At 67.8% G+C, this 17,127-nt stretch carries 16 protein-coding genes; 9 read left to right on the forward strand and 7 right to left on the reverse strand.

Going from position 1 to position 17,127, the window contains the following annotated elements:
* Positions 1–51: 51 nt before the first annotated feature.
* From ACNA0R_RS01015 to ACNA0R_RS01025, 3 genes are all read right to left on the reverse strand, one after another.
* Positions 52–1,392 carry a type II toxin-antitoxin system HipA family toxin gene (locus ACNA0R_RS01015; RefSeq protein WP_415824017.1) on the reverse strand — a complete coding sequence of 447 codons (1,341 nt, stop codon included), beginning with the start codon at positions 1,390–1,392 and terminating at the stop codon, positions 52–54.
* A gap of 1 nt (position 1,393) precedes the next feature.
* Complete coding sequence (locus tag ACNA0R_RS01020; protein WP_415824018.1) at positions 1,394–1,645, reverse strand: helix-turn-helix domain-containing protein; 252 nt, start codon at positions 1,643–1,645, stop codon at positions 1,394–1,396.
* Between the two features lie 144 nt (positions 1,646–1,789).
* Positions 1,790–2,689 (reverse strand): IclR family transcriptional regulator, encoded by a 900-nt coding sequence (locus ACNA0R_RS01025; protein WP_415824019.1) that lies wholly within the window; start codon positions 2,687–2,689, stop codon positions 1,790–1,792.
* 197 nt (positions 2,690–2,886) lie between these two features.
* On the opposite strand from ACNA0R_RS01025, the gene ACNA0R_RS01030 reads away from it, so the two are divergent.
* Genes ACNA0R_RS01030 through ACNA0R_RS01065 form a run of 8 tightly spaced genes read left to right on the forward strand, consistent with a single transcriptional unit; the run spans position 2,887 to position 10,521 of the window.
* Positions 2,887–3,969: an ABC transporter ATP-binding protein gene (locus ACNA0R_RS01030; protein ID WP_415824020.1), complete on the forward strand. Its 1,083-nt coding sequence runs from the start codon at positions 2,887–2,889 to the stop codon at positions 3,967–3,969.
* Positions 3,966–4,838 (forward strand): ABC transporter permease, encoded by an 873-nt coding sequence (locus ACNA0R_RS01035; protein ID WP_415824021.1) that lies wholly within the window; start codon positions 3,966–3,968, stop codon positions 4,836–4,838. The genes ACNA0R_RS01030 and ACNA0R_RS01035 overlap by 4 nt, the downstream gene beginning before the upstream one ends.
* A gap of 4 nt (positions 4,839–4,842) precedes the next feature.
* Positions 4,843–5,637: an ABC transporter permease gene (locus ACNA0R_RS01040; RefSeq protein WP_415824022.1), complete on the forward strand. Its 795-nt coding sequence runs from the start codon at positions 4,843–4,845 to the stop codon at positions 5,635–5,637.
* Entirely contained in the window at positions 5,634–5,945 is a 312-nt protein-coding gene (locus tag ACNA0R_RS01045; RefSeq protein ID WP_415824023.1) for a (2Fe-2S)-binding protein, read from the forward strand. The genes ACNA0R_RS01040 and ACNA0R_RS01045 overlap by 4 nt, the downstream gene beginning before the upstream one ends.
* Positions 5,942–7,426 (forward strand): FAD/NAD(P)-dependent oxidoreductase, encoded by a 1,485-nt coding sequence (locus ACNA0R_RS01050; protein ID WP_415824024.1) that lies wholly within the window; start codon positions 5,942–5,944, stop codon positions 7,424–7,426. Before ACNA0R_RS01045 ends, ACNA0R_RS01050 begins: the two co-directional genes overlap by 4 nt.
* The gene (locus ACNA0R_RS01055; protein WP_415824449.1) at positions 7,423–8,646 is read left to right on the forward strand and encodes an NAD(P)/FAD-dependent oxidoreductase; all 1,224 of its coding nucleotides are present in this window, start codon (positions 7,423–7,425) and stop codon (positions 8,644–8,646) included. The genes ACNA0R_RS01050 and ACNA0R_RS01055 overlap by 4 nt, the downstream gene beginning before the upstream one ends.
* Positions 8,643–9,728 carry an ABC transporter substrate-binding protein gene (locus tag ACNA0R_RS01060; protein ID WP_415824025.1) on the forward strand — a complete coding sequence of 362 codons (1,086 nt, stop codon included), beginning with the start codon at positions 8,643–8,645 and terminating at the stop codon, positions 9,726–9,728. Before ACNA0R_RS01055 ends, ACNA0R_RS01060 begins: the two co-directional genes overlap by 4 nt.
* Complete coding sequence (locus ACNA0R_RS01065) at positions 9,697–10,521, forward strand: SDR family NAD(P)-dependent oxidoreductase (RefSeq protein ID WP_415824026.1); 825 nt, start codon at positions 9,697–9,699, stop codon at positions 10,519–10,521. Before ACNA0R_RS01060 ends, ACNA0R_RS01065 begins: the two co-directional genes overlap by 32 nt.
* A 3-nt stretch (positions 10,522–10,524) precedes the next feature.
* Here the strand turns inward: ACNA0R_RS01065 and panB are convergent, their stop codons facing one another.
* The gene (gene panB, locus ACNA0R_RS01070; RefSeq protein ID WP_415824027.1) at positions 10,525–11,367 is read right to left on the reverse strand and encodes a 3-methyl-2-oxobutanoate hydroxymethyltransferase; all 843 of its coding nucleotides are present in this window, start codon (positions 11,365–11,367) and stop codon (positions 10,525–10,527) included.
* Between the two features lie 201 nt (positions 11,368–11,568).
* Positions 11,569–12,930 carry a beta-propeller fold lactonase family protein gene (locus ACNA0R_RS01075; protein ID WP_415824028.1) on the reverse strand — a complete coding sequence of 454 codons (1,362 nt, stop codon included), beginning with the start codon at positions 12,928–12,930 and terminating at the stop codon, positions 11,569–11,571.
* A 370-nt stretch (positions 12,931–13,300) separates the two neighbouring features.
* Between ACNA0R_RS01075 and ACNA0R_RS01080 the strand changes: the two genes are divergently transcribed.
* Positions 13,301–14,749, forward strand: coding sequence for a DUF1254 domain-containing protein (locus ACNA0R_RS01080; protein ID WP_415824029.1), 1,449 nt, complete (start codon positions 13,301–13,303; stop codon positions 14,747–14,749).
* Positions 14,750–14,756: 7 nt separating this feature from the next.
* Here ACNA0R_RS01080 and ubiA read toward each other — a convergent pair whose 3' ends face one another.
* The gene (gene ubiA, locus ACNA0R_RS01085) at positions 14,757–15,689 is read right to left on the reverse strand and encodes a 4-hydroxybenzoate octaprenyltransferase (RefSeq protein ID WP_415824030.1); all 933 of its coding nucleotides are present in this window, start codon (positions 15,687–15,689) and stop codon (positions 14,757–14,759) included.
* A gap of 10 nt (positions 15,690–15,699) precedes the next feature.
* Positions 15,700–16,905, reverse strand: a complete 1,206-nt coding sequence (locus ACNA0R_RS01090) for an aminotransferase-like domain-containing protein (RefSeq protein ID WP_415824031.1) — start codon at positions 16,903–16,905, stop codon at positions 15,700–15,702.
* Positions 16,906–17,127: the final 222 nt, after the last annotated feature.

Below are 17,127 nucleotides of genomic sequence, written 5' to 3' on the forward strand. Positions count from 1 at the left end.
CGAGGTTGCTCATATGCAACGCGTGTAGCGCAGTACCGCCGGCTTCGTCGATCAGAAGGCAGCGTTTTCCTGTTGCACCAGCTTATCGCGCTGCGCGCGCAACCCGGCGAAGATCGATTCCGCGACATGCGCTGGGAAATGCCGCGGCAGCATCGCGGCGGCCTGCTCGATGGCGGGGTCGGTCGCTTCGACGAGCTCGCGGATGACGGCGTCCACCGCGGCGGCGTCCAATCCGACTTCCCGCGCGTGCGTGTACCAGTGGCGTCGACGGATTTCGCCGATGCGGTAGTGCAATCCGCTTTCCCCCTTCACGCCCATCGCCAGTTTGGCGCGCTGCGGCGCCAGCTGCGCGCGTTTGGTGCCGATGATGGGATGCGCCGAAAGTATGTCGTACAACGGCGTCGCGCGGTATCTGCCGCCGGCCAGCAGGGCGATGCTGAAGTTCTTGGCATGGCCGTCGGTGGCGGCCAGCAGCCAGAAAAAGATCTGCGCTTTGTAGAAGTCGCGGATGTCCTGTTCGCGCTGCGAGGAGCTCAGCACGTTGTTGATGATGGCGGTGATCCCCGGCCCGCCGTCCGCCTGGTATTTGCGCAGCGGCGATACGGCCAACGCTTGGCACATGTCTTCCTGCGGCAGGCGGACGATGGCGCCGGCATCCGTAAAGCGGCGGTCGAAACGCTCGACGACCAGCGCTTTCTGGTCTTCGAAACGCGCGATCTCGCAGCGAGCGACCCGCAGGCCGTAGGCGGCGGCCAACTGCGCGCATAGCCATTCGTTCTCGACGGACTCATGCATGTCGGCCTGCATGGCGCCCACCAGGCCCAGGGGCAGCTTCAGGATATGCGTGGTGGGTGTGCTGCCGCGCGGCCGGAACCAGCGGCCCTGCTGGCGCAGCAGGGCCGTTTTCTCCTGCGCGCCGGCAATCGAAAGCCGCAGATCGCCGGTATGGTCGTCATGGCCCAGCGGCGTGCCGCTGACGGTCGATCGCAGGATCATCGCGATATCGGCGTCGGTCAGCGGGTCGGCATCGATACGGTCCAGGCCGGCCGGGACTTCATCCGGCGGCAGTAGCTGGATGGCGCCGACGCAGTCACGGCCCAGCACCGCCAGCAGGTCGAAGGGGGCGGCGCTGTCGGCGCGGTGATGCTGCGCCAGCCGGCGCCGGATGACGTCGCTGTCCGGCAGCAGGTTGTCGAAGAAATCATGGACCACCGCCCCTCTGTAGGGCGCGTTGTCCAGGCGGAACGGCAGCGACAGGGACAGCGGCCGGCCACCGGGTGCGTGGACCCAGGCCGGGTCGTAGGCCAGCGATGATTCCCCCGGTTCGCTCAGCCATGTGCCCACCGCCGCGCCGTTCATCCAGATGTTCAGTTGATGATGCCCGCGGGCCATGTCACCACTCCAGCTTGGACGCGGCTGGGGCTTCCTGGTCCATCGGGCGCAGCGCGACTTCCACGCGCAGCATCTGCAGAATGGTGAACAGGCGTTCGAAGCTGGCCTTTTCCGGGGCGGCCTCGAGCTTGGCATAGCTTTGCTGGCTGATGCCCAGCCGGGTAGCGAGCTGCGCCTGGGTCAGGCCTTTGGCTTTGCGGAATCCTTGCAGCACCGGGCGCAATTGCCGCAGGGTTCGCACGGGATAGTCCACGAGGTCTCCAGGACGGGAGGGAAAAAAATACAGTCTAGCGGCTGTATCTACAAAATACAACCTACAAGGCGTATTCCTAGAAAACAGCCTGGAGGTTGTAATGGCAAGAAACAACCTCAAGGTTGTAGGAAAGGGGCCGTTGCGTTATTCCCGGTTGCCGCGTCCCAGGAAGTGGCTGGGCCGCCGCAGCGCCGGATCAAAAGGATTGATCTGCGCGCCGATCAGCCGCGCTTCCTTGTGCAGCATCTCCACGATCAGCGGCAGGCGTTCGCCGCTCAGTCGCTCCTGCGGCGCGGCCACGCTCAGCGCCGCCACGGTGTCGCCGTTGCGGTCCTCGATGGGCACCGACAGCCCGGCGATGCCGGGATACAGGCCCGGGCCGTCGCTGTAGGCATAGCGCGACTCCAGGCACTGCTTGATGCGCACGCGCATGGAGATTTCGTCGATGAAGCCCAGATGATGCAGGCGCGGGATGTTGAAGCGGATGACTTCCTCGCGCTCGGCGGGCGGCAGGCTGGCCAGCAGGATCAGCGCGCCCTGGCCCAGGCCCAGCGGCACGCGGCCGCCGATGTCGCCGGTATGCGAGCGCACCGGAAAGGGGCCGTCGATGCGGTCCAGGCAGATGGCGTCGAACCCCTGGCGCACCAGGATGAAGATGGTGTCGCTGAGCATGCCGCACAGCCGCAGCATCGAAGGCCTATAGATCTCGCGCAGATTGGAGCGGTAGCGGCCCGCCGCCGAGCCCAGGGCGTAGAACGCCACGCTCAGCTGGTAGGCCTTGCCGCCGGCGGGCTGTTCCACCGCGTCTTCCTGGATCAAGGCCTGCAGCACCCGGTGCGCGGTGGCGGGGGCCAGGCCAGTGCGCTTGGCGATCTCGGTGAGCCGCAGCGGTTCGCCCTTGGCGTCGGCCAGGGCGCGCAACACCGTGAAGGCCCGTTGCAGGACGCCCTGCGCGTTGGAGTCGCCCTGCGGTGCCGCATCACCCTGCGCGCCGGCCTCGTCGCCCGGCAGGGTTTCGTTTTCCAGCGGTTCGGAAGAAGTCATCTTCGATTCCGTCTGTTCGGATAATATGGACAGGAAATAGCATACTAATTCTGCACAGCGGAAAAATACAGAGAAATAATCGGCTGTACGGAAAAACCCCATTGACCGGTCTCGCACGCCAAACCTAGACTGCCCTGGCATTGGACGGCGGCAGCCCCGGGGCGGGCTGCCTTTCACCACTAGAGGCGGGGCCTGGCATGTCATTTCTGCGCCTGGAAAAACTTTCCAAGGACTACGGCGATCTGCGCGTGGTACGGGACCTCGACCTGGCGGTGGAGCAGGGCGAGTTCGTGTCCCTGCTGGGCCCGTCGGGCTGCGGCAAGACCACCACCTTGCAGATGATCGCCGGGTTCGCGGACGTGACCCGCGGCCGGGTCGTCCTGGACGGCCGCGACATCACGCACGCGCCGCCGAACACGCGCGGGCTGGGCATCGTGTTCCAGACCTATGCGCTGTTTCCGCACCTGACGGTGGCGGACAACGTGGATTTCGGCCTGGCCATGCGCAAGGTGGCGCGCGCCGAGCGCCGCGAGCGCACCCGCGAGGCGCTGGCGCTGGTCAAGCTGGACCAGCATGGCGACCGCTATCCGCGCGAACTGTCCGGCGGGCAGCGGCAGCGGGTGGCCCTGGCGCGTGCACTGGTCATCCGTCCGCCGGTATTGCTGCTGGACGAGCCTTTGTCCAACCTGGACGCCAAGCTGCGCGAAGACATGCAGTTCGAGCTGCGCGCCATCCAGCGCAAGACCGGCACCACCACATTGATGGTCACGCACGATCAGGCGGAGGCACTGTCGATCAGCGACCGCGTGGTGGTCATGCAGGAAGGACGCGCCACGCAGATCGATCCGCCGTACCGCATGTACGAGCATCCGGGCAGCGAGTTCATCTCGCGCTTCGTCGGCAAGACGAATTTCCTGCCCGCCACGGTGACCCGCGCCGGCACGCGCGCCGAGGTGCGCAGCGGCGAGCTGTCCATGGACGTCGACGGGCAGGGACTGCGCCAGGGCGACGCCGTGCGCGTCTGTCTGCGGCCGGAGAAGCTGCTGCCCGTGGCCGCCGGCCAGGGCCGGCTGACCGGCACCGTCACCACCCGCTATTTCCTGGGCAGCCAGTGGATGTACGAGCTCGACACGCCGCTGGGCGTGCTGACCGTATTGACGCCCAACGACGGCCGCGCGCCGCATGGCGACGGCGACCGCGTCGGCGTGGACTGGCAGCCGGACGTCGTCCGCGTGCTGCCCGCGGCGGAGGTCGCGCAGCGACAGGAGGGCAATCAATGACCGTCGTTCCGCTCGCGCCGCGCCGCAGGGTGGACGGCCTGCCGGCGATGCTGGGCTCGCTGCCGATCGGCATCGTGTTCCTGGCGCTGGTCCTCACGCCCCTGGGCCTGACCTTCGTCCTGACCTTCCGCCCCTTCGACTACAACACCGGCATACAGCCCGGCCTGACGCTGCATCACTACGCCACGGTGCTCAGCGACCCGTACTTCCTGGGCATCTTCTGGCGCACCCTGTGGATCTCGGTGCTGACGACCGTGATCTGCGTCGCCATCGGCGTCCCGGAAGCCTACATCCTGAGCCGCATGCGCGCGCCATGGCGCTCGATCTTCCTGCTGGCGGTGCTGTCGCCCCTGCTCATATCCCTGGTGGTGCGCGCCTTCGGCTGGAGCATGCTGCTGGGACCGGCCGGCCTGCTGGGCCAGGCGGCGCGCGCGCTGGGACTCGGCCCGCTGCTGTACACCCCCACCGCCATCGTGATCGGCCTGGTGCACATCATGCTGCCCTTCATGATCATCCCGGTATGGACCTCGCTGCAGAAGCTGGACCCCTCGGTCGAGCACGCCGCCTATTCCCTCAACGCCTCGCGCCTGCAGACCATGCTGCGCGTGGTGTTGCCGCAATGCATGCCGGGCGTGCTGTCCGGCAGCCTGATCGTGTTCGGCCTGAGCGCCAGTTCCTTCGCCATTCCCGCGCTGCTGGGCGGCCGCCGCCTGAAGATGGTGGCCACCATCGTCTACGACGAATTCCTGACCGAGCTGAACTGGCCGCTGGGCGCCACGCTGGCGATCCTGCTGCTGGTGGCCAACATCATCATCATGATGGCCTACAACCGCGTCATCGAGCGGTCCTACCGCCGCAGCCTGGGGTAAGCACATGCTGAAGAACGGTCCCTTCGCGCTCGCTTTCAACGCCCTGGTCGTGGCCTTCGTCCTGGCGCCGCTGGTCGTCGTCTGCCTGGTCGCTTTTACACCGGCGTCGACGCTGAGCATCCCCATCCACGAGTTCTCGCTGCGCTGGTTCCGCGCGCTATTCGCGCACGCCGATTTCATGCAGTCATTCCGCAACAGCCTGCTGCTGGCGACGCTCTCCGCCACGCTGGCGGTCTGCCTGGCGCTGCCGGCCGCCAGCGCCATCACGCGCTACCGCTTTCCCGGACGCGATGCCTTGAACGGTCTGCTGCTATCGCCGCTGATGATTCCGCATCTGGTGCTGGGCGTGGCGCTGATGCGCTTCTTCGCCCTGATCGGCAGCGCCGGCAGCTTCGCCTGGCTGGTGGCCAGCCACGTCGTGATCGTCACGCCATACGTATTGCGCCTGCTGGTGGGATCGTTGACCAGTTTCGACCGCTCCATCGAACACGCCGCGCTGTCGCTCAACGCCAATCGCGCCACGGTGTTCTTCCGCATCACGCTGCCGCTGATCGTGCCCGGCGTCTTCGGCGGCTGGCTGCTGGCTTTCATCAACAGTTTCGACGAGTTGACCATGTCGGTGTTCATCACCGCGCCGGCCACCGTCACGCTGCCCGTGCGCATGTACATGTATGCCACCGAATCGATCGACCCCATGATGGCGGCCGTGTCGGCCAGCGTGATCGCGCTGACCGCCGTCGCCATGCTATTGCTGGACCGCGTCTACGGCCTGGACCGCGTCCTGGTGGGGCAACGATGAACGCGACGCCATCGCAATCGCTATTGACGCGGCTGGCCGAAGGCGACCGCCCGCCGGTGGACTTCGTGCTGGACGGCCGGCCGCTGCGGGCATTGGCCGGCGATACCGTGCTGACCGCCGTACTGACGCACACCGGCAGCCTGCGGGAAACCGAATTCAGCGGCGCCCCGCGGGCCGGCTTCTGCATGATGGGCGCCTGCCAGGACTGCTGGATGCGCCTGGAAGACGGCACGCGGCTGCGGGCCTGCACCACCTTCATCGCGCCGGGCATGCGCTTGTTGTCCACGACGCGGGGAGGGCAGCCATGAGACCGGCCGATCTCCCGCGCGGCGGCCGGTTGGAAGCGCAACCCGTCATCGTCGGCGCCGGACCGGCCGGCATACGCGCCGCCCAGGCGCTCGTCAGGGCGGGCCTGCGGCCCATCGTGCTGGACGAAGCGCAGCGCGCCGGCGGCCAGATCTATCGCCAGCCGCCCGCCGGTTTCCAGCGGTCCGGCCGTGAGCTGTACGGTTTCGAGCACCGCAAGGCGGCGCGACTGCACGGCACGATGCAAGCATTGCTGCCGTCTATCGACTACCGGCCCGGCGCGCTGGTATGGAATTGCGAAGACGGCGTGCTGGACGTGCTGCGCGACGGCAGCAACGAGACCATCGCCTACAGCCATTTGATCCTGGCGACCGGCGCCACGGATCGCGTGCTGCCCTTTCCCGGATGGACCCTGCCCGGCGTCTACACCCTGGGCGGCGCGCAGGTCGCGCTGAAATTCCAGGGCTGCGGCGTGGGCCGCAGGGTGGCTTTCATGGGCACCGGTCCCTTGCTGTACCTGGTGGCCTATCAATACGCCAAGGCCGGCGCCGACGTGGCCGCCGTGCTCGACACCGCGACCATGGCGGACCGTCTGGCCAGCATTCCCGGCATGCTGCTCGCGCCCGGCCTGGCGGCCAAGGGGCTCTACACCCTAGGCTGGCTGCGCCTGCGCGGCATTCCCATGTACAGCGGCGTGCGCCCCGACCACGCCATCGGCTACGAACGCATTTCCGGCCTGGTGTGCCGCCAGGGCGATGGCGGCGAGCCGCTGCGCATAGCCTGCGATGCGCTGGCGTATGGGCTGGGCCTGCGCGCGGAAACCCAGCTGGCCGCGGTCGCCGGGTGCCGCTTCGAATATCACGAACGTGATAGGGCATGGTTGCCGGTCAAGGATCCCGCGGGACGCTCTTCGGTCCCTGGCGTGTACCTGGCTGGCGACGGCGCGGGCATCGCCGGCGCCGATGCCGCCGAACTGGCGGGCGAACGGGCCGCGCTGGCGCTGCTGGCCGACCTGGGCATGCAGCCGGACGCGGCGCGCGCGGCGTCGTTGCAGCGCAAGCTGGCCCGGCAGCAGCGGGTGCGCGATACGCTGGAAAAAGCCTTCCCGTTCCCGGCGGATTGGGCGGCGGCGCTGGACGACGACGTCGTCCTGTGCCGCTGCGAGGAAATCACCGTCGGCGCGCTGCGCGCCACGGCGCAGCTCGACGGCACGCGCGAACTGAATCGCGGCAAGGCCTTGACGCGCGTCGGCATGGGCCGCTGTCAGGGTCGCATGTGCGGCGCCGCCGCGGCCGAAGTGCTGGCGCGCGCCGGCGGCGTGGCCCTGCCGCAGGTGGGCTGGCTGCGCGCGCAGCCGCCGATCAAGCCGATCCCGGTTCAGTTGTTTTCCATCGACGTGCAGGCGGAGGCGGCGGCGAGCCCGCCCGGCCCCGCGCCGGCCTTCTCCCTGGAGCAGCCGCTATCCGCCGGCGGGAGACGCTGATGGAGACCCTGGAAACCGAAGTCGCCATCATCGGCGGCGGCATTGTCGGCGCCAGCGCCGCCTTGTTCCTGCGCCGCCGCGGCGTGCCGGTGATCCTGCTGGATGCCGCCGCCTGCGGCGCCAAGGCCAGCGGCGTCAACTATGGCGGCGTGCGCCGCCAGGGCCGCCCCTTGGTCCAGATGCCGCTGACACAGCGCGCGCACGAGCTATGGAGCGACCTGCCCGGCCTGATCGGCACGGACGGCGAATACCAGCGCTGCGGCCATCTGAAGCTGGCCTATACCGATGCCGACATGGTCGAACTCGAACGCTACCGCGCCGCTACGCGCGGTTTCGGCATGCATCTGCGGATGCTGGACCGCGCCGCGCTGGAACGGCACTTCGGCTGGCTGGGCCGCAGCGTGGTCGGCGGCTCGTTCTGCCCGGAAGACGGCCACGCCAATCCGCGCCTGGTGTCGCCGGCCTTCGCCCAGGCCGCGCGCCGCGCCGGCGCCGACGTGCGCGAACAACTGCGCGTGGCCGGCGCTATCCATGATGGCCATTGTTTCGTTCTGCGCTGCATGCCCTCGGCCGCGGCCGCGGCGGCGCAGCCCGCCGCCAAGGGCGGCGGATCGCATACGCTGGAAATCCATGCCCGCATACTGCTGAACTGTGCCGGCGCCTGGGCCGGCCGCTTCGCCGCCGCCTTCGGCGAACCGGTGCCGGAAACCTCCATCCACCCGCTGATGATGGTCACCGAACCCTTGCCGCGCTTCATGACCGCCAGCCTGGGCGTGCAGGGCGGCGGCATCTATGCGCGCCAGGTCGATCGCGGCAATTGCGTGATCGGCGGCGGCCGCGGCGTGGCGACCGGCCCGGATCTCGCGCGCCCGGGCCGCGCGCAGATCGGCACGCTGCTGGCCAAGGCGGCCGACCTGCTGCCGTCCCTGCGCGGCGCCCACATCATCCGCTTCTGGTCGGGCGTGGAAGGCAATATGCCGGACCATAATCCGGTGCTGGGGCCCAGCGCTACCACGCCGGGCCTGTTCCATGCCTTTGGATTTTCCGGAGCCGGCTTCCAGGTCGGCCCCGCCGCCGGCGAAGTCCTGGCCGACCTGGCCGCCACCGGCCGCACCGACATTCCCCTCGATGCATTCCGCATCGACCGTTACGCTGCCGATGCTCATGCGGCCGCGGATCGTACGCATACAGGCCATGGGCAACCGCTGGAGTCGACATGAGCAACCGCAATCGAGACGGGCGCGCAGCCCGGAAATCCCGCGCCATGCGGCTGGCCGGCGCCGCCATCGCGGCCGCGCTGTCCATCGCCCCGCTGGGCGCCTGGGCGCAGCAGAAGACCTTGTACGTGGGCATGAACGGCGGCGATATGGAACGCGCCTTCACCCAGTACGTCTTTCCGGATTTCGAGAAAGCCAACAACGTCAAGATCGTGGTGGTGCCAGGCACCTCCACCGAGATCCTGGCCAAGGCCCAGGCCTACAAGGATGCCCCGCAAATGCACGTCATGTTTCTGGACGACGGCGTGATGGCGCGCGCGGCGTCCATGGGACTGTGCGAAAAACTGCGCGACGATCCCGTGCTGAAGGACCTCTACCCCACCGCGGTCATGAAGGACGGCATGGCGGCCGGTATCGACATGGGCATGACGGGACTGGGCTACAACACGCGCCTGTTCAAGAAAAACGGCTGGGCCCCGCCCACGTCATGGATGGATCTGGCCGATCCCAAGTACAAGGGCAAGGTGGTGTTCCAGTCGGCATCCAACAGCACCTTCGGCCTGCACGCCTTCCTGATGTTCAACCGCATCGAGGGCGGCGACGACCAGCGCACCGATCCCGGCTTCGCCAAGTGGGGCAGCACGATAGGCCCCAATGTGCTGGAGTACATCCCCAATTCCGCCAAGCTCGCGGAAATGATCCAGTCGGATGAGGCGGCCATTTTCCCGCTCACGCCCACCGCGATCGCGCGCCTGAAAAAGCGCGATATCCCTGTCGAGTATGCCCAGCCCAAGGAAGGCTCCGTCATCCTGATGGTGGGCGAATGCGTGATCGCCAAGAACAGCGAACCGGATCTGGCGCAGAAGCTGGCGCTGTATCTGCTGTCGCCGCAGGCCCAGGCCAATGCGCTGCGCTACGGCGGGCACTTTCCGTCCAATCGCAAGGTGCAGGCCGACCCCGCCAACCAGGATATGCTGAAGCAGTTCCAGACCTATATGGAAACCGCCAAGGTGCTGGACTGGGACAAGATCAATGCCACGCGCGCGGCGTTCAATGCGCGCTGGAACCGCACGGTCGAGCGTTGAGGAGACTTTCGCAGTGAGCGACACCACATTCGATTTCCACGGCAAGGTCGCCGTCGTGACCGGCGGCTCGCAGGGCATAGGCGAGGCTTGCGTGCGTCGCCTGGCGCGGGCCGGCGCGGCCGTCGCCATCTGGGACGTCGCCGACGAGCCCGGACAGGCTCTGGCCGACGCACTGGCCCGCGACGGCGCGCGCGTCGGCTACATCCGCTGCGACGTGGCCAGCAAGGCTTCCGTCGAGGCCGCCGTCGCCGCCACGCGCCAGGCTTACGGCCGCATCGACCAGCTGGTCAGCAACGCCGGCATCGTGCGTCCGTGCAACTTCCTGGACATCACGGAAGAAGAGTGGGACGCCGTGATCGATGTGAACCTGAAGGGCGCTTTCCTGGTTGGCCAGGCCGTGGCGCGGGTCATGGTGGAGCAGGGCGGCGGCGCCATCGTGCACATGAGCTCGGTGAACGCCGTCATGGCGATTCCGACGATCGCCTCCTACAACGTCAGCAAGGGCGGCCTGGCGCAGCTGACGCGCGTCATGGCGCTGGCGCTGGTCGATCAAGGCATACGCGTCAACGCCGTCGGCCCCGGCACCATCGCCACGGAACTGGCGCGCAAGGCCGTGCTGGCCGATGAAACCACGCGGACGCGGCTGATGAGCCGCACGCCGATGCGCCGCCTGGGCGAACCGGCCGAAGTCGCCGACGCGGTGGCCTATCTGCTGAGCGATGCGTCCAGCTATATCACCGGTGAGACGCTGTACATCGACGGGGGACGCCTGGCGCTGAACTACACCGTTTGATGATCAATACGAATGTTCCTGCGCCGGGAAGCTGCCGTCCTTGACGGCGCGCACATAAGCCTGCACGGCTTCCTGGATGCTGCCCGCGCCCGCCATGAAGTTGCGCACGAAGCGCGCCTTGCGGCCCGGAAAGACGTTCAGCATGTCGTGCAGCACCAGCACTTGTCCCGTGCATCCCGGCCCGGCGCCGATGCCGATGGTGGGGATGTTCACATCCGCGGTGATTTCGGCGGCAAGCCCGGCCGGCACCATTTCATACAGCAGCATGCTGGCGCCCGCATCGCGCATGACGCGCGCCTGCTGCTTCAGGTGCGCCGCGCCGGCCTCGTCCTTGCCTTGCACCCGGTAGCCGCCCAGCGCGTGCACGAACTGCGGCGTCAGGCCCATATGCGCGCAAACGGGTATGCCGCGTTCGGTCAGGAAGGCCACAATATCCGACATCCACGGCGTGCGGCCGTCCATGCCTTCGACTTTCACCATCTGCGCGCCGGCCGCCATCAAACGCGCCGCGCTGGCATAGGCCTGCGCGGGCGATTCGTGATAACTGCCCCAGGGCATGTCCGCCAACACCCACGCCGTCTTGTTGCCGCGCACGACGCATTCGGTGTGGTAGATCATGTGCTCCAGCGTTACGGGCAGCGTTGAACTCTGCCCCTGCATCACATTGCCCAGCGAATCGCCGATCAACAGGATATCCACGCCGCTCTGGTCCAGCAGTGCGGCGAAGCTGGCGTCGTAGCAGGTCAGCATCGCGATCTTCTCGCCGCGCTGGTGCATGGCCGACAGGGTGGCCAGGGTGATGGGTTTGCGAGGCGCTTGCGCGTCGCCGGCGACGGTGGGATACATAGGCGTGCCTGAGGGTGAATGGATATGTGGCGGCGCATTGCCCCGCGGCATGCACCAATAAGGCGCATTCTATCGGCTGCGGCCGCGAAATGCTGCGTCGTGGTCGCCGCGTCTACGCGCTCGCCCGCATTTCACCCGCGTTCCACGGCCGCCTCCAAGGCGACGCCACGATCATGGGCGCGCCCCCCGGCCCCGGCGCCGCTAGCGCGAAAAAACCGTGGTGTAGGTGTATCCCCCCGGCGCCGTGCCGGCCCCGCCACCGTTCTGCACGACCACGTCGACCGCGCCCGGCATGCCGTCCGACTCCGGCGGAGTGACCACGGTCAGTTCGCCGTTCGATATGACGTCCAGGTTGGTTCCGCGCGCGCCGCCAAAGGTGACGCCGGTGCTGTCGATCAGGTTCGACCCGGTGATGGTGACGCTGGTCCCGCCCAGGGTCGCGCCCGAAGAAGGCAGGATCTTGTCTATGACGGCCGCGGCCGCGCGCACCTGGACGATGGTGACGCTGTTCGAGCCGTTGTTCACCACATAGGCCAGGTCGCCCGCTTTTTCGGGGTTCGTGTCCGGGCGGAAGGCCAGGCCGTTCGGACGCAGCCCGCCGAAGTTGCCCATGTCCACCGTGCCCGACTGTACGTCGTGGGCAATGTCGATCACCGCGACCGAGTTCGAGCCGTAGTTCGTGACGTAGGCCACGGGACCGCCGGGCGAGGTGGCGACGACGGCCGGATAGGCGCCCTTGAAGGACTGGACCGTTCCCGTCTGCTTCGCGCCAGCCGCATCGATGATGGACACGCTGCCCGATCCCTGGTTGACGACATATAGCTTGGTGTTCGACACGAAAGCGAGATTCAGCGGCGTGGTCCCGCTGTAGCCCTGGACGTCCTGGGTTTTTTTACCTTGGGCGACGTCGATGACGACGACGGATTGCGCGGTCGCCGCGTACGCCTTGGTGCCGTCCGGTGAGAATGCCACCCCATGCACGCCCTGGTCGGCGGGATAGCCGGCGATGGTGCCGGTTTGTTTGTCGCCCGCCGTGTCGATGACGGACACCGACGCGGCGGCGTCATTGTTGGTCACGTAGGCCAGGTGCCGGGCCGGGTCGGGATGGAAGGCGATCCCGTAGGGGTTGGTGCCGCTGTACTGCTGCACCGTGGCGGGCCTGGCCAGTTGATCCTGCTGCGTATCGATGATGGAAATCGAATGCGATCCCAGGTTCAGGACATAGGCCTTGGCCCCATCGGGAGAAACCGCGATATTGGTCGGTGTGCTGCCGGCGGGCAAGGCGATGACCTGGGTCTGGGAGCCGTCCGCCGTCCGGATCACCGATACCGTGTTCGACAAGGCGTTGGTGACGTAGGCTTTCGACCCATCCGGCGTGAAGGCGACCCGGTTGGGTTCCTGGCCGTCGTAGGCGAATACCGTGGCGATCGCCTTGTTGCCCAGGGTGGCTTGCGCGGGTGTCGGCATGGCGGTCGCGCCCAGGATGGACAGGATGACCGCGGCGGGTGCCGCCAGCGTGTGCGGCAGCCTGGGCAAACCGGGCATATGGCGTAACGCATCCATGCTTCGCCTCCTGTTCTGTTGGCGCGGGCGCCGCCGCTTGCCGCGCGCCGCTCGCCCGCCGTCGTGCGCCTTTTCCGCCGCCGGCGGTGGCCCGCCAAGGCCGGCGCCGTGGTGATAGGTGTGAACAGTCTAGGTCGCCGGAATGGCGTGGCGTGGGTAATTTTGTGCAAGCGCGTTTGATCTCCGGGGCACGGCCGCCACGGTCGGGCAACCATCGCCGCGCCGGGCCGGTGAAGGCGGGCGGACTACGGCTTTATTCGCGCCTTTTGCGGATTCGAAAGGATGGCCGGGCGCCCTACGATGGAGGTTGGCGGGCTCGCGCGACGGCGGATCCTGCCGCGTACCCATGCGGGTCGGTATCGGAGCAGGTATGTCGCTACGGAAGTTGTTCCCGCTTCCTTCATGGGCGCGGTTCAAGCGCATCGCATGCGCCGCGATCCTGTGGGCCATGGCCCAGCTGGCCGCGAGCGTGGCGATGGCCGCGCCGCCGCTGGACGCCAACCAGGCGCGCGAGATCGCGGCGGATGCCTATGTCTACGCCTATCCCCTGGTGCTGATGGATGTCGCGCGCCGCGTGCAGACGAATGTACAGGCGCCCGACACGTCGCTGGGCGGCGGCGCGCCGGTCAACCGTTTCACGCATATGAGCCGCGCGGCGGAGCCGCTGCTGCACGGCCTGCCTTATCCCGACCTGGATACGCTGTGGTCCCAGCTGTGGTTCGATGTGTCGCGGGAACCGCTGTTGATCGAGGTGCCCGATGCGCGTGGACGCTATTACTCCATCACGCTATCGGATATGTGGGCCGACGCCTTCGCGGCGCCGGGCAGCCGTACCGTACAGGACGGCGCTCGCGTGTACGCCGTCGTCGCGCCCGATTGGCATGGCAAGCTGCCCAAGCCGGTGGAAATCATCCGCGCGCCGACCGCCGCCGGTCTGCTGCGCGTGCGCATCGCCTATGGCGGCGTGCGCGATCTGGGGGGCGCCCAGGGTTTCCAGATGGCGCTGGATGCCACGCCCCTGTCGCGCTGGGGCAAGAAGACCGTGCCGCCGGAAGGACATTTCGACGTGGCGTTGTCGCGGCGCGCGCCGGTCGACCAGGTCGCGGACATGAAGGCGCAGGCCTTTTTTGCGGCGTACGCCGAACTGGCCTCGCGCTATGCGCCGCATGCGGGCGATGGCCCCATGCTGCAACGCATGGCCCGGCTGGGCCTGGGCCCGGGCCAGCGCTTCGACCTGTCGAGCCTGCCGGCCAGCGTGCAGGCAGCCGTGGAGGCCGGCGTCCAGCACGGGCAGGCGATCGTGCGTTCCCCCGTCCAGCCACGGCCGCAAGGCGGCGATGCGTGGCGCATGCCCGATCGGCGCCTGGGCAGCTACGGCACCGACTACGCGCTGCGCGCGCGGGCCGCACGCGCGCTAGGCGCGGTTGCCTTGCCGGAAGACGAAATCGTTCTGCGCGCGCACGCGGACGCCGACGGCCGTCCGCTGGACGGCAGCTTCCGCTACGAAGTGCGCTTCGACCGCGGCCAGCTGCCGCCCGCCGATGTCCTGTGGTCGATGACGCTATACAACGACCGCCGCGAGCTGTTCGACAATCCGGTCAATCGGTACGCGGTGGGAACCCGGCATCCGCTGACGCCGGGGCAGGGCGGTACATCGACCGTATATGTGCAGTATGCGCAGCCCACCGGCGAGCAGATCCGCAACTGGTTGCCCGCGCCGCAGAGCGGCCGCTTTACCCTGGTGCTGCGCCTGTATCAGCCCGGGCAGGATGCCATCGAAGGATTATGGCGGCCGCCGGTGATACGGCGGATCCAGTAAAGGCGGATCAGCCCGCGAGACCGCCGAACACGGATGCCGCGACCAGCATCACGCCCACCCACAGATTGGCGCGGAACAATCCCAGCCCGAGTTCGGGCCGGTTCAGGTCCAGCTTGCGCAGCTGCCACGCCAGGTGTGCGCCGATCAGCACCATGCCGACCGCATAGGGCCAGCCCATGCCGATGGCGTAGCCGCCCCAGGCCCACAGCGCCAGCGTGGCGATGTAGAAGCCGGCGATCCAGGTCTTGCCCGCCGCGCCGAAGCGCAGCGCGGTGGAGTGCAGGCCCAGGCGCTTGTCGTCACGCACGTCGATGTATGCGTAGATGGTGTCGTAGCCGATCTGCCACAGGATGGTGCCGACGTATACCGCGATCGCGCCCAGCGGGACTTCATTGCGCGTGTCCGACCAGGCCATCAGCATGCCCCAGTTGAAGCACACGCCCAGCACCGCCTGGGGCCAATAGGTGATGCGCTTGCACAGCGGATAGATCACCACGATGGGCAGCAGCGCCACCGCCAGCCAGCGGCTCATGGGGTTGATGGCCAGCAGCAGCGATGCGCAGACCGCCAGCTGCGCGAACAGGAACCAGAGCGCCTGCCGCAACGTCAGCTGGCCGCTGGTCAGCGGGCGGTAGCGCGTGCGTTCGACGTGCTTGTCGATGTCGCGATCGAAGATATCGTTGATGGTGCAGCCGATGCCGCGCATCAGCAGCGCGCCCAGCGAAAACACCACCACGCGCCAGGGCTCCGGCCAGCCGCCGGCGGCCTGGGCCAGGGCGGCCAGCGCCGGCAGCAGCGTCAGCCAGGTGCCGATGGGCCGGTCCAGGCGGCACAGCCGCGCATACGGCCCCCACGAGCGGGGCAGCCAGTGGGCCACCCAGTCGTCGAACTCGATGTCGTTCAGGTCGATGCGACCACCGGGGTGCTGCTGCGTGGACATGCCGCCGACCTCAGCCCAATTGCGCCTTGATCAGGCGGCCCAGCGTGGCCACGCCGCTGCGGATTTTCTCTTCGGGCACGGTAACGAAGCTGAGCCGCAGCGTATTGCGCGGCGCCGGCGCGCTGGCGTAGAAGGGCTGGCCCGGCACGAAGGCGACTTTCTCGGCGATGGCCTGCTGCAGCAGTTGCGTCGTGTCGATGCCCTCGGGCAGCGTGACCCAGATGAACATGCCGCCTTCGGGGCGCGTCCACGTCGCCGCCGCGGGGAACTCGCGCTGCAGGGCGTCCAGCATGTAGCCGCACTGCTGGCGATAGAGTTCGCGCACCGTCGGCAGATGCTGCGCCAGGAAGCCGTCCTTGACGATCTCGTACACCGCCATCTGCGTCAGCGTGGAGGTGTGCAGGTCGGTGGCCTGCTTGGCCTGCACCATCTTATCGATCAACGCGCGCGACGCGGCGATATAGCCCAGGCGCAGGCCCGGCGCCAGCACCTTGGAAAACGAGCCCATGCGGATGACGTGCGCGCCGACTTCGCCGCCCAGGGACAGCAGGCTGGGCTGCGGTTCGCCGGCGTAGCGCAGTTCGCCGTAGGGATCGTCTTCGACCACCGGCAGGTTCAGGCGGGCGGCCTGCTGCACCAGGGCTTCGCGGCGATGACGCGTCAGCGTGCGGCCGGTGGGATTCTGGAAGTTGGGGAGCGCATACAGAAAGCGCGCGCCCTTGGCGTTTTCCGGTGTCAGCGCCTCCGGAATCAGGCCGCCTTCGTCCGAGGGCACGGACTCATAGCGCGGCTGGTACAGGCTGAAGGATTGCAGCGCGCCCAGGTAGCTGGGCGTTTCCACCATGACCTTGCTGTCCTTGTCGATGAGGACCTTGCCCAGCAGATCCAGCGCCTGCTGCGAACCCGACACGATCAGGATCTGCTCCGGCGTGACGTGGGCGCCGTTGCGGTTCAGGTCGTCCGCGACCCAGGCGCGCAGCGGGCTGTAGCCTTCGGTGGGGCCGTATTGCAGGGCCGACCGGCCGTTCGAAACCAGTACCTTGTCGAACGCGGCGCGTACGACTTCCACCGGGAAGCCGCTGGGGGCCGGCAGGCCGCCCGCGAAAGAGATGACGTCCGGCCGCTCGGTGACTTTGAGAATCTCGCGGATGGCCGAGCTGGTCAGCTGCAGGGCGCGTTCAGAAAAGGTGCATTCGGGTTCGAAAGGCTTGTCCATGGAAGGTGGCATCAAAGAACGGGTGGAAAACGGCCGGGAGTCGGGCCGCGGGGAAGGCCGAGCCGCGCCCGAGGCCGGAAAGGCATCCGGGCGCGAAACCAGGACGGGGATCAGGCGGCGGGTAGGAGGGACGGCAAAGCGGTATTCTCCCACTTTTTGCGAGCATCCCCGGATCCCGCCCGCCGGACTGTGCCCAAAGGCGCGCGGCCAGGCAGTGTCCCC

The sequence above is a fragment of the Bordetella sputigena genome, assembly GCF_965137885.1.
Lineage (GTDB): Bacteria > Pseudomonadota > Gammaproteobacteria > Burkholderiales > Burkholderiaceae_B > Bordetella_C > Bordetella_C sputigena.

Coding starts and splice junctions, on each gene's coding strand:
- ACNA0R_RS01045 (WP_415824023.1), top strand. CDS start 5,634: ATGAACGCGACGCCATCGCAATCGCTATTGACGCGGCTGGCCGAAGGC.
- ACNA0R_RS01080 (WP_415824029.1), top strand. CDS start 13,301: ATGTCGCTACGGAAGTTGTTCCCGCTTCCTTCATGGGCGCGGTTCAAG.
- ACNA0R_RS01065 (WP_415824026.1), top strand. CDS start 9,697: ATGCGCGCTGGAACCGCACGGTCGAGCGTTGAGGAGACTTTCGCAGTG.
- ACNA0R_RS01025 (WP_415824019.1), bottom strand. CDS start 2,689: ATGACTTCTTCCGAACCGCTGGAAAACGAAACCCTGCCGGGCGACGAG.
- panB (WP_415824027.1), bottom strand. CDS start 11,367: ATGTATCCCACCGTCGCCGGCGACGCGCAAGCGCCTCGCAAACCCATC.
- ACNA0R_RS01090 (WP_415824031.1), bottom strand. CDS start 16,905: ATGGACAAGCCTTTCGAACCCGAATGCACCTTTTCTGAACGCGCCCTG.
- ACNA0R_RS01075 (WP_415824028.1), bottom strand. CDS start 12,930: ATGGATGCGTTACGCCATATGCCCGGTTTGCCCAGGCTGCCGCACACG.
- ACNA0R_RS01035 (WP_415824021.1), top strand. CDS start 3,966: ATGACCGTCGTTCCGCTCGCGCCGCGCCGCAGGGTGGACGGCCTGCCG.
- ACNA0R_RS01060 (WP_415824025.1), top strand. CDS start 8,643: ATGAGCAACCGCAATCGAGACGGGCGCGCAGCCCGGAAATCCCGCGCC.
- ACNA0R_RS01030 (WP_415824020.1), top strand. CDS start 2,887: ATGTCATTTCTGCGCCTGGAAAAACTTTCCAAGGACTACGGCGATCTG.
- ACNA0R_RS01050 (WP_415824024.1), top strand. CDS start 5,942: ATGAGACCGGCCGATCTCCCGCGCGGCGGCCGGTTGGAAGCGCAACCC.
- ACNA0R_RS01015 (WP_415824017.1), bottom strand. CDS start 1,392: ATGGCCCGCGGGCATCATCAACTGAACATCTGGATGAACGGCGCGGCG.
- ACNA0R_RS01040 (WP_415824022.1), top strand. CDS start 4,843: ATGCTGAAGAACGGTCCCTTCGCGCTCGCTTTCAACGCCCTGGTCGTG.
- ubiA (WP_415824030.1), bottom strand. CDS start 15,689: ATGTCCACGCAGCAGCACCCCGGTGGTCGCATCGACCTGAACGACATC.